This is a genomic window from Marinomonas sp. S3726, assembly GCF_000967665.1.
Classification (GTDB): domain Bacteria; phylum Pseudomonadota; class Gammaproteobacteria; order Pseudomonadales; family Marinomonadaceae; genus Marinomonas.
In genome coordinates this window covers 83781-103576 of the sequence record NZ_JXYC01000032.1, presented here as the reverse complement: position 1 = coordinate 103576, position 19796 = coordinate 83781, and the positions used below count along the sequence as shown (strand labels likewise).

General features: G+C 39.7%; 19 protein-coding genes. 11 read left to right on the top strand and 8 right to left on the bottom strand.

All coding sequences use genetic code 11. The annotated features are described in order from the left end of the window. The first annotated feature begins 11 nt into the window (after positions 1–11). Positions 12–1709, top strand: coding sequence for a cyclic peptide export ABC transporter (locus TW85_RS21330; protein ID WP_084616466.1), 1698 nt, complete (start codon positions 12–14; stop codon positions 1707–1709). A 37-nt stretch (positions 1710–1746) separates the two neighbouring features. Then, the gene (locus TW85_RS21325) at positions 1747–2325 is read left to right on the top strand and encodes a nitroreductase (RefSeq protein WP_046019169.1); all 579 of its coding nucleotides are present in this window, start codon (positions 1747–1749) and stop codon (positions 2323–2325) included. Positions 2326–2464: 139 nt separating this feature from the next. Here TW85_RS21325 and TW85_RS21320 read toward each other — a convergent pair whose 3' ends face one another. Beyond that, entirely contained in the window at positions 2465–3211 is a 747-nt protein-coding gene (locus TW85_RS21320; RefSeq protein WP_046019168.1) for a thioesterase domain-containing protein, read from the bottom strand. Between the two features lie 284 nt (positions 3212–3495). Here TW85_RS21320 and TW85_RS21315 point away from each other — a divergent pair, with 284 nt between their 5' ends. The 5 genes from TW85_RS21315 (at position 3496) to TW85_RS21295 (ending at position 9737) form a co-directional block, all read left to right on the top strand. Beyond that, entirely contained in the window at positions 3496–5820 is a 2325-nt protein-coding gene (locus TW85_RS21315; protein WP_046019167.1) for a TonB-dependent siderophore receptor, read from the top strand. Positions 5821–5902: 82 nt separating this feature from the next. After that, positions 5903–6733, top strand: a complete 831-nt coding sequence (locus tag TW85_RS21310; protein WP_046019166.1) for an ABC transporter ATP-binding protein — start codon at positions 5903–5905, stop codon at positions 6731–6733. Then, positions 6726–7742 carry an iron ABC transporter permease gene (locus TW85_RS21305; RefSeq protein WP_052702348.1) on the top strand — a complete coding sequence of 339 codons (1017 nt, stop codon included), beginning with the start codon at positions 6726–6728 and terminating at the stop codon, positions 7740–7742. The genes TW85_RS21310 and TW85_RS21305 overlap by 8 nt, the downstream gene beginning before the upstream one ends. Further along, the gene (locus tag TW85_RS21300; RefSeq protein ID WP_046019165.1) at positions 7739–8800 is read left to right on the top strand and encodes an iron ABC transporter permease; all 1062 of its coding nucleotides are present in this window, start codon (positions 7739–7741) and stop codon (positions 8798–8800) included. The genes TW85_RS21305 and TW85_RS21300 overlap by 4 nt, the downstream gene beginning before the upstream one ends. Positions 8801–8822: 22 nt before the next feature. Next, on the top strand, positions 8823–9737 hold the full coding sequence (locus TW85_RS21295; protein WP_046019164.1) for an ABC transporter substrate-binding protein: 915 nt from the start codon (positions 8823–8825) through the stop codon (positions 9735–9737). A 270-nt stretch (positions 9738–10007) separates the two neighbouring features. On the opposite strand, the gene TW85_RS21290 is transcribed toward TW85_RS21295, so the two are convergent. From TW85_RS21290 to TW85_RS21280, 3 genes are all read right to left on the bottom strand, one after another. Then, positions 10008–10622 carry an OmpA family protein gene (locus tag TW85_RS21290; protein WP_046019163.1) on the bottom strand — a complete coding sequence of 205 codons (615 nt, stop codon included), beginning with the start codon at positions 10620–10622 and terminating at the stop codon, positions 10008–10010. A 310-nt stretch (positions 10623–10932) separates the two neighbouring features. Beyond that, a complete protein-coding gene (locus TW85_RS21285) occupies positions 10933–11355 on the bottom strand; it encodes a VOC family protein (protein ID WP_046019162.1) in 423 nt (140 codons plus the stop codon). 58 nt (positions 11356–11413) lie between these two features. Beyond that, positions 11414–11731: a hypothetical protein gene (locus TW85_RS21280; protein WP_046019161.1), complete on the bottom strand. Its 318-nt coding sequence runs from the start codon at positions 11729–11731 to the stop codon at positions 11414–11416. Between the two features lie 167 nt (positions 11732–11898). Between TW85_RS21280 and TW85_RS21275 the strand changes: the two genes are divergently transcribed. Continuing rightward, positions 11899–12930, top strand: a complete 1032-nt coding sequence (locus TW85_RS21275) for a nucleoid-associated protein (RefSeq protein ID WP_046019204.1) — start codon at positions 11899–11901, stop codon at positions 12928–12930. Positions 12931–12938: 8 nt separating this feature from the next. On the opposite strand, the gene TW85_RS21270 is transcribed toward TW85_RS21275, so the two are convergent. Both TW85_RS21270 and TW85_RS21265 read right to left on the bottom strand, forming a co-directional pair. Next, positions 12939–13604: an HAD family phosphatase gene (locus TW85_RS21270; RefSeq protein WP_046019160.1), complete on the bottom strand. Its 666-nt coding sequence runs from the start codon at positions 13602–13604 to the stop codon at positions 12939–12941. Positions 13605–13650: 46 nt separating this feature from the next. Next, positions 13651–13854 (bottom strand): hypothetical protein, encoded by a 204-nt coding sequence (locus TW85_RS21265; RefSeq protein ID WP_046019159.1) that lies wholly within the window; start codon positions 13852–13854, stop codon positions 13651–13653. A gap of 251 nt (positions 13855–14105) precedes the next feature. Between TW85_RS21265 and TW85_RS21260 the strand changes: the two genes are divergently transcribed. Continuing rightward, entirely contained in the window at positions 14106–14585 is a 480-nt protein-coding gene (locus tag TW85_RS21260) for a DUF2947 family protein (protein ID WP_046019158.1), read from the top strand. Here TW85_RS21260 and TW85_RS21255 read toward each other — a convergent pair. Then, positions 14582–15298, bottom strand: coding sequence for a tRNA-uridine aminocarboxypropyltransferase (locus TW85_RS21255; RefSeq protein ID WP_046019157.1), 717 nt, complete (start codon positions 15296–15298; stop codon positions 14582–14584). The two genes, TW85_RS21260 and TW85_RS21255, sit on opposite strands and share 4 nt — an antisense overlap. A 41-nt stretch (positions 15299–15339) precedes the next feature. Continuing rightward, entirely contained in the window at positions 15340–17178 is a 1839-nt protein-coding gene (locus tag TW85_RS21250) for a sigma-54-dependent Fis family transcriptional regulator (protein ID WP_046019156.1), read from the bottom strand. A 389-nt stretch (positions 17179–17567) separates the two neighbouring features. Here TW85_RS21250 and TW85_RS21245 point away from each other — a divergent pair, with 389 nt between their 5' ends. Together TW85_RS21245 and TW85_RS21240 are read left to right on the top strand one after the other, a co-directional pair. Then, the gene (locus TW85_RS21245; protein ID WP_046019155.1) at positions 17568–18662 is read left to right on the top strand and encodes an ABC transporter ATP-binding protein; all 1095 of its coding nucleotides are present in this window, start codon (positions 17568–17570) and stop codon (positions 18660–18662) included. 189 nt (positions 18663–18851) lie between these two features. Beyond that, entirely contained in the window at positions 18852–19595 is a 744-nt protein-coding gene (locus tag TW85_RS21240; protein WP_046019154.1) for a DUF1499 domain-containing protein, read from the top strand. Positions 19596–19796 lie beyond the last annotated feature (201 nt).

Below are 19796 nucleotides of genomic sequence, written 5' to 3'. Positions count from 1 at the left end.
TTAAGGTGGAGATGATTAAACAGCTGTTGGCACAGTCTCGTCGTACTATGTTATTGGCCATTGTTGCGAGTGCTTTAAGTGCTGTGGCAGGGGTCATGATTATTGGTGGTGTGAATCATGCCTTGGAACATGGCTTTGAATCTTTGACAAATACTGTCATTGCTTATGTTGTTATGGTCGCCATTTTGTTTATGAGTGGTGTTTGGTCTCAATCTTTATTAGTCGGATTGGGTCACCGCATGGTGTATCAGTTACGCTTGCAACTTGTTAGGCGGATTCTAAATACCTCATTAGAGCGTCAGGAGCAGCTTGGAGGGCCCGCTCTCTATAACGTTCTAACACGAGATGTCACCATGGTGGCTAATGCGACCAAGCAATTACCTATTTCACTCTACAATGGCCTTTTGTTATTGGCAGGCATTAGTTATTTGGCTTGGCTTTCGCCTTTATTGTTTCTTTGTACCCTTGTATTGGTTGCCTTGGGAGTCTGGGGTGACTTTAAGTTAGTGGGGCGTACTAAGGTCATGATGGCGGATGTGCGTCGTTATGATGAACGTCTCTTTGAGCAATATGAAGCTGTGATTGAGGGTCGTAATGAATTGGGCTTAAGCCAACCAAGGCGTCAGCATTTATTTGATAAACGCTTCGAACCTGCGGCAAAAGGCGCTATGGATACGGCTGTTAAAGCAGATCTATTGTGGGCGATTAACTTAAATTGGACCACAGTACTGGTGTTCGGTTTGATTGGTTTGGCTTTTTTCTTGGGCATGACTCAGGCATCTATCACACAGGATGTGGTGGTTGGTTATGTACTGACAACCATGTTTTTACGTACACCCATCGCCATGATTCTTGAAGCGATTCCTTCAGTAATTCGAGGAACGGTTGCCCTTAAAGCGATTGATAAATTAAAGCTTGCTGATGCTGATTGCACAGATGTAGAAACAGGAAACGGTGCAGATAAGCCTGTCGTGGAAGCTAAGTTTGAGTCTCTGACCTTGGTTAATGCTTGTTATCAATATCCAAGTCAGGGAGAAGAAATTGGATTTACCTTAGGGCCAGCGAATTTAGAGCTAAATCGAGGAGAGTTGATCTTTTTAGTGGGGGGGAATGGTAGTGGTAAGTCTACATTAGCCAAGTTACTAACGGGCTTGTATTTGCCGACAGACGGTCTTGTTAAGTTTAACCAAGAGCCAGTTACTTCTGGTAATGTTGCCCATTATCGCAGTTGTTTCTCGACTATTTTCCCGAACTTCTTTCTATTTGATGATGTGTTAGATGGTTCACATAAAGCAAATTCAGGTAACCATGATAATGATTACTTTAAAGAAAGAGTCGATTACTACTTAAAGCGTTTAGCCATAGATCATAAGGTGAGTATTGAGAAGGGTAAGCTATCTACGACCTCTTTGTCTCAGGGACAACGTAAGCGTTTGGCGTTACTCTTAATGTATATGGAAGATAGACAGGTGCTCTTGCTGGATGAATGGGCAGCTGATCAGGATCCAGTATTTCGAGATGTTTTCTACAGAGAAATTTTACCTGAGTTGAAAGCAGCAGGAAAAACCATTATTGCTATTAGCCATGATGATCGTTATTTTGATGCCGCTGATAAAGTGTATCGATTGGATCGAGGTTGTATTAGTGCGTTTGATCTCAAAACGGACTCTTTATTTCACACTCCGATTGAAAAAACAGCAACAGCTTAAAGAAAAGTATAAAAGTCTATGAGGAAGAAAGTTATAAATGGATGCTATTGATACTCTCATGAGTCGTCGCTCATATGCTCGTGGTAACCTTGCTGCACCTGCGCCAGATAAGGCGCAAATTGAAACAATACTGCAAGCAGCGATGACAGTGCCTGATCATGGAAATTTAAAACCTTGGCGATTTATCCTAGTGCAAGGACAGGGGATTCAAGATCTGTCTATGTTGGTGAAAGAGAAATATTCAACCAGTATGTCAAAAGAGCACCTTGACGCTTTTGTGGAGGAGATCGCCGCAGTACCCATGATGATCTTTGTGTGTTCTAACCTTACTTTAGAGCATCATGTGCCAGTGTTGGACCAACAGCTTTCAGGTGCAGCGGCTTGTGAACATATTTTGTTGGCGGCTCATGCACTTGGTTTTGCGGGGATTTGGCATACTCTAGAGTCTGATGATGCATTACGTTATCTTCTCAATTTAAAAGAGAAAGATGAGGTTTTAGGTGTGTTGTCTATTGGTACACCGAAGAAAACATCTAGGGCTAAACGACAAGCCTTTTCTGACTTTACTCAAACATGGGATAGTGAAAACGGGTTAACAGCTTGGAAGCGCGTTTAGATTTTCTTGTTCTTATCGTTTAATTAATATGATGCACGCTAAAGAATTTAGAGTGCATCATGATTTTCTTTTCAAAAAACGTGTTAAACATTGGCATTGGCCTCTGTTCGAACAAGGTCACTCTTTTATCAAAAACAAATCAAAGACAAATCTTATTTTTAAACCAGTCTAAAAAAGACGCTTCTTGTAAATAAAAATGCCCACCTTGAAATTCAAATTGCTCAAACCGCAAATCCGAGTATAGGCGCCATTCTGATAAGGTGTCATAAGCGACTTGCGTATCCTCTTGCCCACCTAATGCAATGATTGGAACTGATAAGATTGGGCGCGCTTTATGCTCTTGGTGAAACACGTAATCATCATGCAGTTTAAAATCGGCTCGAATAATTGGCAGAAGTAAGGCTTGGAATTCAATGTTGTTTAAGAGCTCTTCAGGAGTGCCACCCATCTCTTTTAATAATGCCAGTAATTGAGTGTCATTTAAGTCACTTCTGCGTTCTGTTGAGGGTTTAAAGTGAGGTGCTTTTCTTGCTGAGACCCAAAGATGTTGAGGTAGAGGGTAGTTGAGCTTTTCTAACTCAAGCGTGATTTCCCAGCTGATGACCGCACCAAGACTATGCCCAAATATACTGAAATGAGTAATTTTAGTTTGCATTATCGTATGAGCAATATCTATCGCTAGGGATTTTATATCTTCAGCAAATGGTTCGGTAAATCGAGAGCCTCTACCAGGGTATTCAACCGGGATTACCTGAATCTTTTGTAAATTTTTTTGCCATTCGCGATACATGGCAGCAGACCCGCCTGCGCTTGGTAAACAAAATAGGGTGGGGAGGTTTCCTTGTATCTGTGTATTGATTGGAAAAACAGGTGTGTGTTTTTGCATTTTACGCTATTGCTCCCTAGATCGAGACTTTTAAGTTTTGTGGTTTCATCTCTTCGTTCATTGTCAAAATGAGCACTGATTCATTCACTTTATAGTTTGTAATTCACTTTTGGGGTGATTCTCCCTTGAGGCCGTATATTGTTTATATAAAAATTAACAAAGACAATAACTTAATTATTGTTGACAATAATGAGCGAAATGATAATAATTCCCATTATTGCGAATTATGAATTACATTAAAACTTTCTATAACTCTTACACATATTGAATTAAGGAATTAGTACATGAAGAGAACGGTTTTGGCTCGTTTAGTTAGTCGTGAAGTGCAACTTAAGGTGATGCGAGCATCTATTTTATCTTTGTTTACTGTTCCTTTAGCAATGGCAGAAGAGAATACAGAAGAAGTAAATGTTGAATTAACGCCTATCGTGGTTCAAGGCACTAAACTTAGCCGTTATGAGTTTGATGAAGCTGAGTCTGCGACTGGATTTGTGACTGACATTGATGAAGTGCCGCGTACAATTCAGGTTATCCCTGAGCAGTTAATTCTAGATCAAAACTCAGAAGACCTTAATGACGTGTTATCTAACTCGGCAGCGGTTACTCGTTCTGATGGTTTTGGTGGCGCTGAAACAGAAGTGAATATTCGTGGTATTGGAAACGAATACCTGTTTTTAGACGGCAGCCCTGTTAGCTCACGTTACAATATTGATGTTGCCAATATTGAAAGTGTTGAAGTGGTTCTTGGGCCAGCATCAATTTTACATGGACAAGTGAGTCCAGGTGGCCTTATTAACGTAGTAACGAAAAAGCCACAGGAAGAAAGTGCTCATTCTGTACAGATGGATGTGGATGAGCATGGTAAGCAAAAACTAACAGTAGATAGTACTGGTTCTTTGTCAGATACGACTCAGTATCGCATTGTGATTAGTGGAGAAGATACGGAAACTTACCGTGAAGTAACGACAGAAGATGGTACCTTCAATACAGAGCGAAAGAGTTTGACTGTGTCTCCTTCGATTAGCTACACACCAGATGATCAAAATACCTTTACCTTACGTCTAAATCACTCGGAGCAAGAACTACCGATTGATCGTGGTACGGTAATGGTGAACGACGGAAGTGGTAATCTTTCCATCGCAGATATTCCGTATGAAAGAGCTTTGGGTACGGAATTCGATATCCGTGATAGTACAGATGATCTTATTCAGTTTGACTGGGATTATGAGCTAGATAATGGTTGGACTAATAAATTCAAAATAGGCTATTACGAAAAAGAGCTTGATGATTATCAAACGCGTGGTATTCGAGGTTTGAATGATGGTACATCCCTTACTGCGGGTTCAAGTGTTTTAGATATTTTAGGCAGTAGCGGAGATATCGTTTCAAGTTCTGTGCAAAGTAATAATTTACTGCTGCGTCGTACAGACTCTAATGAGATGGAGCTGAGTGATATTTTCTTATCAAATAGCCTAACGGGTGATTATGAGTTAGGCGGGTTAGATAATACACTCTATATTGGCGTGAATTACCACAGTCAAAAAGAAGATGTGACTGACGGTTTGGCTTTCGTTGACATTGGTGGAACCAAATATATTAATGCCGATATCATTAATATTACAGATTCAGCATCTGCTTCAAACTCCAAATTGACGACAACAGATATTAGTAACAGCGATACCACTACTGATGAATTCGGTTTGTCTATTCAGAACTTAACTTATGTGACAGATCGCTTGAATGTGCTAGCGGGTGCTCGTTACGATTATTATAAGATTGAAGGGGATGCCACTTCTTACTATACGACAGCGAATAAAATCGCTTATACAGAGGTTTCTGATCCTGAGGCGGTAGCGATTGATAGTTCAAATAGCCATATTAGTGGTCAGTTGGGTGCTATCTATGATGTTTCAAATGACGTTTCTGTTTACGTTTCCTATGCAGAATCTTTTAAGCCTAACTTCCCGTCTATTACAGAAGGTGTTTACAGCGGTGACTTTGACCCTGAAACAGCGAAACAAATTGAAGTGGGTCTAAAATCTAGCATGCTTGATGACAAGCTACGCTTAAGTGTTGCTACCTATGCATTAGAGCGTAAAAATGTGGCGACAGTTGATGGTAGTTTAAACACGGTTCTTAATGGCGAAACAGAAACAAATGGTGTTGATGTAAGTGCTTCTATGCAGTTCCTAGAGGGCTTAAATGTACTGGCTTCTTACTCTTATATGGATGCAGAAATTATAAAATCTGATGATGGTAATGATGATGGTAATACACCATACAATATTCCTGATCATAAAATGCGTCTTTGGGGTTCTTACGAAATTAAAGGTGGCGACCTAGCTGGCTTAGGTTTTGGTATGGGGTCTGAATATGTGAGCAAACGTTATGGTAATGATACCAACACCTTTAGCCTGCCAAGCTACACAACTTACGACGCATCAGTTTGGTACTACTTACCTCTATCAGAAGAGACTCAATTACGACTTAACGCCGGTGTGAAAAACCTAACGGATGAAGTTTATTACACAGCCAGTGGTAGTAACACTTATCGAATCAGCCAAGGTGATCCTCGTACCATTTATGCGACAGCACGTATAGATTTCTAGCCTTTAAAAATTAGGAAATATCGTATCAGTGCCACTTTTTAAGTGGCGCTGATTTTTTGTTTATATGAAATGGAACATTTGAATGCTGGTTATCGAGCACCTAAATGCAGGCTACAAGAATAAACAGGTTTTAAAAGACATTAATTTGACGCTATCGGAAGGTGGCTTTATTACGTTAATGGGTGCGAATGGGTGTGGGAAAACAACCTTGTTGCATTCTATCTCGGGTTTATTAAAGGTCACCAAGGGTGATGTTTTTTTGAATGAGACTAACTTGTTAACGTTGAAGCGCAAGGATGTTGCTCAAAGGCTGGCACTCTTGCCTCAAATCGCTACGACGCCATCTGGTTTAACTGCACGTGAATTGATTATGCAAGGACGTTTTCCTTGGCAAAATTGGTGGAAACAATGGTCAGATGCCGACGAGAAAGCAGTTAATGATGCGATTGAAGTGACCAATGTAGGGGACTATTTGGACCTACCTTTAGAGCAACTTTCAGGTGGGCAGCAACAGCGTTGTTGGATCGCCATGACGCTTGCACAAGATACGCCAGTTTTATTATTAGATGAACCTACCACCTATTTAGATGTGGCACATCAAGTTGAATTGATGAACTTGATTTCATCCCTTAAATCCAAGGGGAAAACAATCATTGCGGTATTACACGACTTGAATCAGGCCGCGACCTATTCAGATTATCTTGTCATGATGAAAGAAGGTGAAGTCTATACACAAGGAAAAGTAAAAGATGTATTTACCAAAGAGAATCTAAACTCGGTGTTCGGGCTGAACGCTAATATCATCACTGATCCTTACAATGACACGCCTATTGCGCTTCCTGTGGTGGCATCGTCTGATGCTGAGGCTTCAACAACAAATCTGAACAATAGGCAGCAAATGCATTATGCGTAGTACCGTGGAAACTCATCGTATGAGTGGCTTTCCAGTTGCTCGTGTAAGTGGTGTTGTATTGCTGCTTTTGGCTGTCGTTATCGCTGCATTTTTACATCTTAGTCTTGGCGCAAAAGATATTGATTGGATAACTATCTGGCAGGCCTTGTTCGACTATAACACTGCAGATATGGATCAGGTAATCATAAGAGAAAGTCGTCAGGCACGCCTTATTGTTTCCGTAGTCGTGGGGGCATCACTTGCCTTAGCAGGTGTGATTATGCAAGCGATCAGCAGTAACCCTTTGGCTGATCCAGGATTACTAGGCATTAACAGCGGCGCTGCATTTTTTGTTGTGGCTAGCTTGTTATTTTTACCTATGTTTGGACAAGGTTATGTGCCTGTTTTTGCATTTTTAGGTGCAGCTTTTGCCGCATTTCTTGTCATGATGCTAAGTGGTTGGGAGCAAGGATCTGAGAGGCTGGTGCTAGCAGGTGTTGTAGTAACCGCATTATTCTCTGCTATGACAGCCATTTTATTACTGATTGATCAACAGGGTCTTGAGAAAGTTAGGCATTGGCTAACTGGTGCTATTGGGGCATCTGATCTTAAAAAGCTGCATTGGGTATATCCCTATTTAATCTGTGCCATGGTAGGCTGTTTTGCCTTGGTTCGTTCTCTAAATGCGTTTCATCTGGGAGAGCGTGTCGCGGCCAGTTTAGGTGTGAATGTTTTACTGCTAAAGATAAGCGGATTAGCTTTAGTCGTCGTGCTGTCAGGTTGTGTGGTTACTGTCGCAGGCCCTATTGGCTTTGTTGGATTAGTGGTTCCGCATCTTGCAAGATTATTGGTTAGGAATAGCTATGCTTGGTTGTTTATCTATTCCTTATTGATTGGCACCTTATTGCTTATTCTTTCAGATATTGCCGCACGGTTTGCTTTGCGCCCTTACGAAATTAATACCGGTATTATCACTGCTTTTGTTGGCTCTCCCGTCTTTATTGCACTTGTGTTGGGGAGAATGAAGTGAAAAAAATATCAGCTTCTTCTCGCCCAATCCACATAAAGCTGTTTCCAAATGTGAGCCTTTATGCCAGATCAAATGATGTCTTTTGGTTAGCTTTCTTTAGTTTATTATTATTGTTTCTGCTTCTTTGGGGCGCAGCAATAGGTAGCTATCAATTAAGTATCCTAAAAAGCTGGCAGATTATTCTTGCACCTGAATTGGCACCTGAAAAATTGGTACGAGTGGTTTGGGAGTTTCGTTTACCTCGCTTGCTGGTAGCCGCTTTATGTGGTGCTGCACTTGCGATTGCGGGTGTGATTTTGCAATCCATCACGCGTAATGCTTTGGCATCACCGGGTCTCATCGGTGTTGAGGCGGGGGCGAGCGCCACCATGTTGGTTTTTGTGGTGATTGTTCCGGGTATCATTCCAGTCTTCTTGTTACCCGTCTTTGCCATGATTGGCGGCTTTATTGTCGCTTCATGTGTCTGGCTATTGTCTTCTTTACGTGGTTATTCTCCCATCCGATTAGTCCTGATAGGTGTTGGTATTACTTCCATGCTAAGTGCATTTTCAGAAATGCTGATTACCTATGGCGATATTGATTTGGTTGAGTCTGCTTTGATGTGGTTTGGGGGGAGCTTACATCAGGCCTCTTGGCCGCAGGTTAAAGTCATGATGTTTTGGTTATTGATAGCAGGTAGTTTAGCTTGGCTATGTTTTAGACAGCTTAACCTTTTGATACTGGGCGATAAAGTTGCCTTTTCAAGAGGTGTTAATAACCGTAAAGCATTACCATTTTTGCTGTTTTTATGCGTCGCTTTGACGTCTGCTTCTGTCGCCACGGCAGGAACTTTGACCTTTGTTGGATTAATTGCGCCTCATATAGCGCGACGCTTTTGTGCGAATCGTCATGGTGCTTTGATTCCTCTGTCTGCCGTGATTGGCGCCTGTTTAGTTGTTTTAGGAGATTCATTAGGAAGGAGCATGTTTGCACCATTGCAATTGCCTGCTGGGCTTGTCTTGGTGTTAATCGGTGCTCCTTATTTTATTGTTTTGATTAGCCGTCTACGTAAAGCGTAGTCATTTTATATAGGAATAAATAATGTTTAAAAAGTTAGCGGTAGCTTGTGTTGGTTTGGTTGGACTGAGCTTACAAGCAGCAGAAGTGCAAACCTTTGAAAATCAATATGGCAAAGTGGAAGTGCCAGTCGCGCCTGAGTGTGTCGTGTCATTACATGACTTTAGTTTAACTATTCAGCTATTTGAACTGGGTGTTCAACCATGTGGCTCAGTCGCTAGAAAAAGACTATGGTCTGACCCTATTTTTAGGGGTGTCCAACACCGTTTTAATACGGAAAGTTTAACCTATGTTGGTAGTCATAAGTCACCAGACGAAGAGGCGATTGCCGTACTTGAGCCGGATTTAATTGTTGGCCTTTCTTATCAGAGTAAATTTAAAGATAAGTTAGATCAGATAGCCCCTGTGGTGATTCTTCCAACCAAGGTTAAGACGATCAAGGAATGGGCGCGTCAGTTAGCAGAGTTGACGGGTAAATCAGCTCGTTTTGAAGACCAGCAAAAAGAATATGATTGGATTATCAGTGAATTTAAACGTCTAGTGCCTGAGCCAGAGAAAATTACAGTGACGACACTGGAGATTTATGAAGATAATTTCCAGCTAATTGGCCGCGGTGGATTAGATGAAGTGATTGCCGATATGGGCTTGGGTCGACCTCAAGGTTATTTGGATGCTAAAAAAGGCATTAATTATAGCTTAGAGCGTATTAGTGATATGGATGCGGATATTATTATCGACACTTATGAGCCTATGTTAGACAGCAGAGAGGATACAGAAGATTTTCGTAATTCGGCTCAATGGAAAAATCTATTTGCGGTTAAAAATGACCAATTTTTATATTTGAATCGAAGCCGCTATGGGGATTCTATGGGCGGGCTAATTGGGTCTGCTTACCTACTTCTTTCTCATGTGGCCGAGAGAGACTTTAAAAAGCAATAGCCTTTACTGTCTATGGTGAGTTGTATGGCCATAGAGTTAGTTATTTGTATGTGTAAAGGTTGTTAGAAGAGCCAAATGATACTTTCTTTATTAACTCGTTAGTTTTAGAAAGTCTCATTTAGGCTCTTTTTTGTTTTCATTTGGGGTGAATGAGGTGAGTAAAAGAATGGCTTCTTTCTATTCAGTTTATTTAAAAGGTGTTTCTAACAAAGGGTTTAGGTTATTCGAGATTAGGGAAGAGGGTCTACTGTAAGGGCTTTACGTTTTGGTTTATCGTTTTGTCAGAGCCGTTTTGTTTTCTTCATCAACACTATAAATCGTCCAACGTTTTAGAGAGGCTGTTTGTCTTGAGAATACTTCTGCGACAACACGACGGTTAGCTTCACGGCCTAAATCAGTCTCGTTACTAGTAATTGGAGCGGTTTCCCCAAAGCCTTTTGGTTCTACTCTGTGTTTAGCGATACGGAATTTACTGGTCAATACATCTGCAATTGCTGATGCACGACGTTGTGATAAAGCTTGATTACTTTGAGCTGAACCAACGTTATCTGTGTGGCCTTCAATCACAACCGCACTGGCTGGGTTTTTTCTTAGAAAGCTAGCAAGCCTTCTAAGTTCTCCATAGAAAACAGGTTTTACTTCATGCTTACCTGTATCAAATAATACTTTTAACTCAACTGATAAAAGCTTGGTGCTTGTTTTGCTGCAACCATAGTTGTCTACCTTAGCGCCATATAAGGTGTTGTTACATCTGTCTCTAATATCTATAACACCATCTTTATCAGTATCTGCAAGGCGCGAACGAACCTTGTCTCCATATAAGGAGCCGGCATTTATCTGAGAACAGATAAGTAACGTCAGAATGAATAGAAGATGCTTTTTCATAATGTCTCGATAATGAGTCCTAATAAAAATTACCAGAGTAACTATTGAATAATAATAAAGTATTGCTAGAAAAAGTTTTATACGAAAAATGTAGCAAATTTCAATGGTTTGCAGAACTTTGTGTAATTTGTGTTAAAAAGACGAGGTTTGTAATTTTGATTGGATAGGAATGTTATTGAATGTAGCTTTTGATCTTATTTGTAATCGTTATTTTAGTTGTGAAATTATTTTTACTTATAGGTGAAATAGCAAAAGCAGATACCAGTCTAGCTTTTGCTATTTTCAATAGTTTAGTGTCTTGAATATCAGACTACCAAGAACCTGTGTTCTCCATTGATTGCCAAGGCTCGGTTGGTGCGAGATGTTCGCCTTCTTGCAATAGTTCAATAGAAATACCATTAGGGTCTTTTACAAAGGCCATATGACCGTCTCTTGGCGGGCGCAAAATACTTACACCCATATTACTTAGGGTTTCGCATGTTTTGTAGATGTCGGACACACTAAAAGCAAGATGACCAAAATTATCTCCATTAGAGTAGCTTCTGTCATCCCAATTATGGGTTAGTTCAACCTCAGGAGCACCTTGTTCTGTTGCGTAATAGATAAGTGAGAACTTTCCTGACTCACTATCAAATTGACGGGTTTTAATAAGACCTAAGCCTTTGGTGTAAAATTCATGGCTGGCTTCTGGCTGAGATGTTCTAATCATGGCGTGAAGATATTTTATGCTCATTTACGATAGGTCCTTGTATTACGCGTGTTTAAATTGCTTTTCTCGTTGTTAAAGTGATTTAGCTTTCTTCCCAATACCAGCGAATAGGGTCGCCAAAATCATCATATACGATGACCTTTTTACGGCGTTTAGTCACTGGTGTTTTAGTATTCGATCCATTCTTTCTTTTTTGCATTTCAGCAACAACATGGTTTAAAGGCGTTCTTTCTTGCCTTGGTTCACCAAAACCTATGTGGCTTGTATTATATTTGCCGTCAACAAGCCCAGATTCACCCATATCTGCTTGTTTAATTTCCCCTTTAGACTTTAAGAATGCCTCAATTTGATCGGCAATTTCTTGTCTGGTTTCCTTTTTCGTCGGTTTGGGTTTTACCATAATAAAGGGACTTGCTCCGCAAAACGTTTTAGATTTAAAGCGATTGTTTTACTGATTGTCTAACTAGTTGATTAATTACAAACAGTTTTATTTATTTAACTAGATAGATTGGCATGAATGCAGCAAAATACAAGGCTAATAAAACAGAATACTTTAAGAGGCTAATAGTGTCTATTTCGAACCTCATTGTTCACGAAATACAAAAAAATAGTTCCAACGATAAAGCACTCCTGATTGCTCGACCTGAAGAAATGGTTGTTGATGATCAAGCCTTAGCATTATCACAAAAAATTAATGACTTATTTAATCGCTCTGGGATGAATACTGGCCGCTTTAGTAATCCAGATGGAAGTGAAGAAGGGTCTCAGTTACCCGGCTTAATTAAGCAGCATTTTGATGGTTCAGGCTTTAATGACTTTGTTGGCTTCACCAAAGCTTGTGCGGCTGAATATGTTAGACACTTAGAACCTGTAGAAGATGTAGAAGGTGGGCTTTTATGGTTCCATCATTATCAAGTTCAAGATACTAGCTTCTTATTAATTGTTTTACTCAAACGTAAACAAGGTGTAGTGCTTAATTCAGATTTGAGTCTTGAGCAAATTAACCAAATTGAAATGGATAAGTTGCATATGGCCTTGCGTATTAACTTATCGGCTTGGAAAGCGGAAGGCGAAGCTCGTTATATTGCTTTTCGTTTTGGACGCGCGCCACGCCATGAAAGTGATTATTTTACCGCTTTCATTGGATGTAATGAGCCCGCAGCTGCGGCAAAAGAAACCCGCAAACTTGTGGATTTAACATCAGCATTCTGCCAAGAAATGAATGTACCGCAAAAAGCCGCTGTCGAGTTAAAACGAGTCGTTGCTGATCGTTGTCTTGAGAAAGTCGAAGATAAAGAGCCAATTGAACTTAAAGAAATCGCTGCCGAAATTGAGACTCAGTTTTCGGCTGATCAAGCCAGTAAGTTTTTGGATCTTGCTGCTTCTGAAAGCTTCAATCTTGAAAAAGAAATCTTTGTCGAAAAGGCTGGTTTGAAAAAACTAACACGTTACTCTGGTAGTAACAAAACACTCACTCTGAGTTTTGATAGTGATTTATTAGGGGAAAGCATTTCATTTAATGAAGCGACTCAGTCATTAACCATTAATGATTTGCCTAGAAGCTTACTAAAACAATTGCAAAAGGATTTAGCTAAATAGCCGTTTTGTTAAATCGCTATTTGGCGAGATAGGCCCATCTCTTCTAGTTGATGTTTTAGTTCTCTCATGGAATCAAAGCATCGACTAGCGCCTGCCTTTAATTGCTCACTCTCATTCATTTGCTCGCTAAAGGCAAATACTGTCATTCCAGCTGCGACACCCGCTTTGATGCCAGCAATTGAATCTTCAATAACCAAGCAGTCTTTTGCGTGAACGCCTAAATTTTTTGAGGCAAGTAAGTATAAGTCTGGTGATGGCTTAGGTTGTTTAACATCTTCAACGCAGAACCTTTGAGTGAAAATTTGGTTCAGCCCAAGTTTTACAAGCTTAAATTCCATATCTGATCGATGAGCGTTGGTCGCCATAGCAAAAGGGCAGTTTAGACTCTGAAGTATTTCAGGAATACCCGGAATGCATTCAAGGTGCCTTTCCATTTCAGCTTGATAGGCAGCTTTTAGTTCAGACTTAAAATTCTTAGGCAAGGAATAGCCAAGAATTTCAGTAACTGTTTCTAGGTTTTTCTCTGTTGTATAGCCAGTAAATAAGGTTTGAATATCCTGATCTGTTAAAGAGTGCCCCAAAGCCGCAAGTTTCGCCTGAAAAATATTATTAGAAATAGTTTCTGTATCAACTATGACGCCGTCACAATCAAAAATAATGGCTTTAAATGACATCTTCTACTTCCTTAATAAATAAAGGCTAAGCTTAGATTGTATATTATTACTTTGACATAAAATCTAGTTTGTTGATTTTGTTAATTAATTCAATTCTTGAATCTAGATCAACAGGGTTCTGCATGGTCAAATCACTCAGTTTTTCAGGGCTTGTGATCATGTTTTTGATTTTAACTATGTATTCTTTTAGTGTTGCAAGAAGAGTAAAAGTGTTTGAGTCATAAATTTCCGTGCTTGATATGTTGTTCATTTTGTTTCTCTGTAAGTTGGATTAATGTCTATCTGCGGTGGATTATAGATAGCCATTTTTATTTCAACAAACGATGCTTTTTCAACAAATAGGTGAATTTTTTTCATCTATCAGGTTTTATATGAGGCTTTATAAAAGCAGTGCGTACTTATGTTAAATTTGACCTATTTGCTGTATCTTATGATCTATAAAATGCGTGTTTCTAATCGACAGAAATTCGCCCTCTAAATTGTTAGGAAATCAAATTTTAAATGCCTTACCAACCGCTTGAAGGCTTTGCTAAAGCCTGGATATTCAAACGTTCAGACCCTTTTATCCAACCTGAAGATCTCGTTCAAATTAAACCTTTTGCTGAGCTTAGAGCGAATCAAGTATGGCGAGATTACATTAGTCAAGAACGTACTCATCCAGACCATCTTAATCAAAAGGATTGGTCTCAAGACCCTGAAGCAATTGGCCTTAATTTAGATTGGCAAACACGTTGGGAGTCTGATGATGAGCCATTGCCTGAAGAGGTGTTGGTGCATTTAGAAAACTGGCAAGACGACAATATTATTTATTTCTGTTATCACCAAGATGATGTGATTGAAACAAGCTATGGTGTATTTAAACGTAGTTGGAAGAACTTCCTTTTCTTTGATAATGGCCCACTTCTATTAGGGAAAAAGAAGAAGCAGGCTGTTCAATTTTTTAGTGATGGTACCTGTACCTTATTGTCTAAAAAATCTTAAGTAGTCGCTCTTATCTGCCCAGACCTTTTACGACTCATCAAACAGTGCTGATTAAAAGTTGCATTGTATTGCATGAGTTGGCTAGCTTGCTCCTGATGGCCAAGAGCGTTCAGCGCCATGGCCGTCACTTCAGCTGTCGCAAACTGCATGTCATGCTTGGCATGGCGCACTAAGAAGGCTTTTTGCTTCTCCATATTAATGTTTAGACAAGGGTAGTCTCTTAGCCATTTGCTTAAGTGAAACATCTTGCTGGCTTGCTTCCATGTTGCATCAAATAAAATGAGCGTTATTTTTTTAGTGCTAGACGTGTTTGCCTCAGGTTTAACCTCAAATGATAGGTTCTTTTTCTCTGTATCAGGAAAAAGTAAAACTATCTCTCTATCTTCTTCATTTAAAAGGTCAAGTAACTTAGGCTCTGGGTCTTTGCGCGACCACAAGAAAGCATGAGTCTGTTTTGGGAATAGGTCTGCAATTAAACGGCCACTATTAGTTGGTTTGTGAATTTCATCCCTATGATATAAGAGCACGATTTCAATGGGTAAGTTGGATTCTACTCTAGCATCACAAAAACAGGCATCATGTGCCATAAGGCACGAGGGGCAGCGTGTAAGGCTTGCTCCTCTAGCTAGAAAAGGGCGGGTTGATATGGACTGGCAGTATTGCCTCAAATAATCAACCTGATGCAGATTAAAGCGTGTTTTAGAGTCTGTCATAGAGAGAGTGTGCCAAGAAAATCGGCTATTATGAGGCAAGATTATTTTAAGTCCAGCTCTCTCAGTTTTTTATAAAGGGTGTTACGGCTAATATTGAGCGCTTTTGCTGTCCTGGAAACATTTCTATCATTTGCTTCAAATATGGCTAACCAGTTATCTTGCCTTTCTGGAGGGGTGTCATCGATATTTTCTTCAACTTGACGCTGCTCTTCTTCTACTTCTTGAATAAAGTCATCAGGCAAATCCATAAGCTGGATGCTTTGGCCATCAGACATTATCTCGGCAATTTGTAAGACGCTGACAAGCTGTCGGATATTACCCGGCCATGAGTAACTACCAAATAGTTTAGTGACACTGGCTGATAAAAGAGGAGGAATATTCGCTTCTGAATAATGGTTAAGCACCTGTTGGAAAAGTAGTTGCTTATCTTCTCTTTCTCTTAAGGCAGGTAAAGAGATATTCAAGCCAGACACTCGATAGAACAAATCTTGTCTAAACTCTCCAAGAGCAACACTCTGTTTTAAACTCTTATGGGTGGCAGAAATTAAACGAACATCGACCGAATAGTTCTCTGTGCTACCCAATGGGGTGACCTGTCTTTCTTGTAGTACTCTCAAAAGCCTTGCTTGAACATTATGTGGCATGTCGCCAAGTTCATCTAAAAAGAGAGTGCCTTTATGGGCTTTACGAATGAGGCCAATCGACCCTTTATTATTGGCACCTGTGAAGGCGCCTTTTTCATAGCCAAATAATTCTGATTCGACAAGGTCTGCTGGAATCGCTGCACAATTGAGAGCGACAAGAGGCATTTGTGCTCGGCTACTAGAGTTGTGTAGGGCTTTAACAAAGACTTCCTTACCGACACCTGTTTCGCCATGAATCAGGATAGGGATGTCTTTTTCGATGACACGGCTTGCCTGATCAATTGCTCGTTTAAGCTTAGAGTCCCCAAGGTTTATGCTTTCTAAAGTAAAGGCTTGAGGAACGGGCTTAATTTGCTTTCTAAAATCAAGCTCTCGTGGTTTTGGCATATTAGGACGCTTTAACATGCCATAGATACGAAATTTATTGCAGGCAACTAGGTCTAGTGGCAGTTCTTCTGGATGGTTTTTTAGCTCTCTCAAACTAATGTTTAAAATACTCTCAATATTCAGCAAAGCTAAATCTTGCGCTAGCAAGAGTTCGGCACGACGGTTGGCTGAGATAATCGAACCTTCCTCGTTAAATACAATTAATCCAGACCATTGGCTGTCTAGAATATCTAAGTTGGTATTAAAGGTGAGGGTAAAGGCTTCGTCTTTAAACATGGAAATGATTAGACGATTTTCAACCGATTGCGTCATCATTTTAACCATGCCAAGCGTATGCGCTTGAGGTAAATAAGCATCACTAGAAACGTCAATCACACCTACCAACTCTCTATTGACGTCGTAAATAGGCGCAGCTGAACCCACCATAAAACGGTTGGCTTTTAAAAAATGTTCATCTCTTTCTATCTGGACAGGCTGCCCTGTTGCTAAAGCTGTCCCTATTGCATTGGTGCCTAAGGACCTCTCTTGCCAAGCTACCCCTTGTTCAAACATGGCTTTACGTTCGGAATTCATAAATCTTTGGTCACCCCAAGAGTCGAGAACCCGGCCAGAGTGATCTGCCAACATGATTAGGCATTCAGTATTGGACAATATGTGTTCATAGTAGGGTAACACTTCAGTGTGCGTGGTATGAACAAGGAAGTTATTGGCTTCAACAATATCTGATATAACGTCAGCTTGAGGACGATTGATATTGATTTCACTGCTGTGAGTTAAACCATATTTTCGACACCTATCCCAAGAGTTATCAATGATTTCCTGGTGTGAATCGGGTTTTTCAGTGGCCATTTTTCATCTGCCTTAAGCGTTGATAGCAGTTTTTATTATCATTCTACTAAATCCATTTACAGAATCAGTTTGAACAGTGTCTCTCTTCTCACTGTTCAGTGTCAACTGTTCAAAATTGAACAATTATACAAGAAATGAACACTTTTTAAGGCTTCTTTACAATCGCTTTTGTTCGCTTTTTGTTACTCTTATTCGAATTTATTATTGATTTATTGCTAATTTTTAGAGGGTTAGGTAGTTTTGCTGGTCTAGTTAGTTGGTGAAGCTCGCAGAATTACTCGTGTTTAGGCAGTTTAACGACGACACTTAATTAAATAGAGATCAATTCAGTTAGTGCGTTTTAAATAAACCTGTGTTTCTAAAGGGCTTTGTAAAGGAACAAAGATCGAATGGCAGAAATTGAATTAAAAAATATTGCTCATAGTTATCAGTCTTCTCAATTTAAAGACTCTAACATTGAAGATTTTGTTATTCATTCCATGGATCATGTTTGGGAGCATGGTGGAGCCTATGCTTTATTAGGTCCATCTGGTTGTGGTAAATCCACTTTACTGAATATCATTTCTGGCTTGTTACAACCCTCTCAAGGGGAGGTGCTATTTAATCAAGAGTCTGTGAATCAAGTACCGCCCGAATCGAGAAATATTGCCCAAGTTTTCCAGTTTCCTGTTGTCTATGACACCATGTCTGTATATGACAATTTGGCTTTTCCTTTACGTAATGCTGGATTACACGAATCTAAGGTGAGATCTAAGGTTAATGAAATTGCCGAATTGCTAGAGCTTCATGGGGTGCTGAACAAGCGAGCTAAAAAGCTCACTGCTGATGAAAAGCAAAAAGTTTCTATGGGAAGAGGGCTTGTTCGTGATGATGTTTCGGCGATTCTATTTGATGAGCCTCTGACCGTGATTGACCCTGCTTTAAAGTGGAAATTACGTCGAAAGTTAAAGCAAATTCATGGCAAGTTTAATATCACCATGATCTACGTAACCCATGATCAGTTAGAAGCTTCTACTTTCGCTGATAAAATTGCAGTTATGTATGAAGGTAAAATAGTGCAATTTGGAACACCAAAAGAATTATTTGAAGATCCTGCTCATACTTTTGTAGGGCATTTTATTGGTAGTCCAGGGATGAATATCTTCCCTGCTAAATTGAACTCAATGGGAGTCTCAATCGGTAATTGTCATCTTGCATTAGAGCAAAAAGTCATCGCTGAATTAAATAATAAAACCGATAGCTCGTTAAAAGTCGGAATAAGACCAGAGTTTGTGCATGTGTGGGATAAGCCCTACGAGGATGCTTTATTATGCGATGTAGAGCGATGTGATAACATGGGAACTTATAAACTATTGCACTTACGTATCTCTGATTTTGCTTTTATTGCCAGGTTAAGAGAGGAACAAAGCGTGCCAAAAATAAAAGCTTATGTTAGCTTCCCACAGCAATGGTTGAGACTTTACTTGGATGATTACTTATTATGAGTGATATTAGTGAATCGAATACTAACACGAGTTATTTGATAAGTTTGTGGCACAATTCTGTAAGTAAAATGGCCTGTAAAAGATAATTATGCAAATAAAAAGGAATCAATCTTGAATCGCTTTCCCACCTCTATTTTCTACTCTCTCTCCACGCTATTGTGTTTTTAAAGAAGAATATTTGAGTTATATATGCAACGTTTCATTCCAATTACATTATACGGATTAATTATTTTGGCCGGTTCAATGGCCTTTGTTTCAATAGCGGGGGTTCGAGTAGGATTACTAGAACCTGTCGTTGGTTTTATACTGATTAAAAAAACTGTTTTAGCGGCTATCTTTCTTTTCTTCTTTTCTATTTTTGCTTATTGGAAATGTCAGGAAGCCTGTAATAAGGAGAAGCGTTGCTTTATAGCAGCCTGCATTCTTTTCTCAGGTTTATACTCTGGTGCTTGGTTATCATTTTATGTTCCTAAAATGAATTTGCCTTTAATTAACGATATAACAACGGATACGAAAACACCGCCTGCTTTTATTACCATGAGTAGCTTCAGGCATGCTGGAGACAACGAAATCAGTTATTCGAAAGAGTTTGCAGCCATCCAAGAAAAGGCCTACCCACAAGTACAGCCTGTTATCACAGACGAATCTTCAAGCCTTGTTTTTCGTAAAGTAGTGGACCTTGTCAGGCAGCAAGGTTGGCAAGTGGTATCTTTATACCCAACTGCTGGGGTGATAGAGGCAACTGCGACAACTCCTGTATTCTGGTTTATGGATGATGTGGTTGTTAGGGTGAGATCAGTTGATGGTAAAACACGAGTAGATATGCGCTCTTGTTCACGCATTGGTACTCATGACTTTGGTAAAAATGCTCATCGTATAGAAGATTTTATGTCTGAACTTAGGTTAAGTTTAGAAACACTAGATGAATCTTAGATACAAATCGGACCTTTAACGAAAATATTCATATTAGAGCTAGTTAGGTGTTATTTATCTAGCTCTAAATCAGCATTGATCAACCTCATATTTTTCCTAACATTTCTTTTTAATTCGCTTTAATTCTCTTAAGAAACATCCTTTTTTTACTTTAAATAATTCCTTTTAGAACTGTTCCTACCTTCTTTTTATTTCGATATT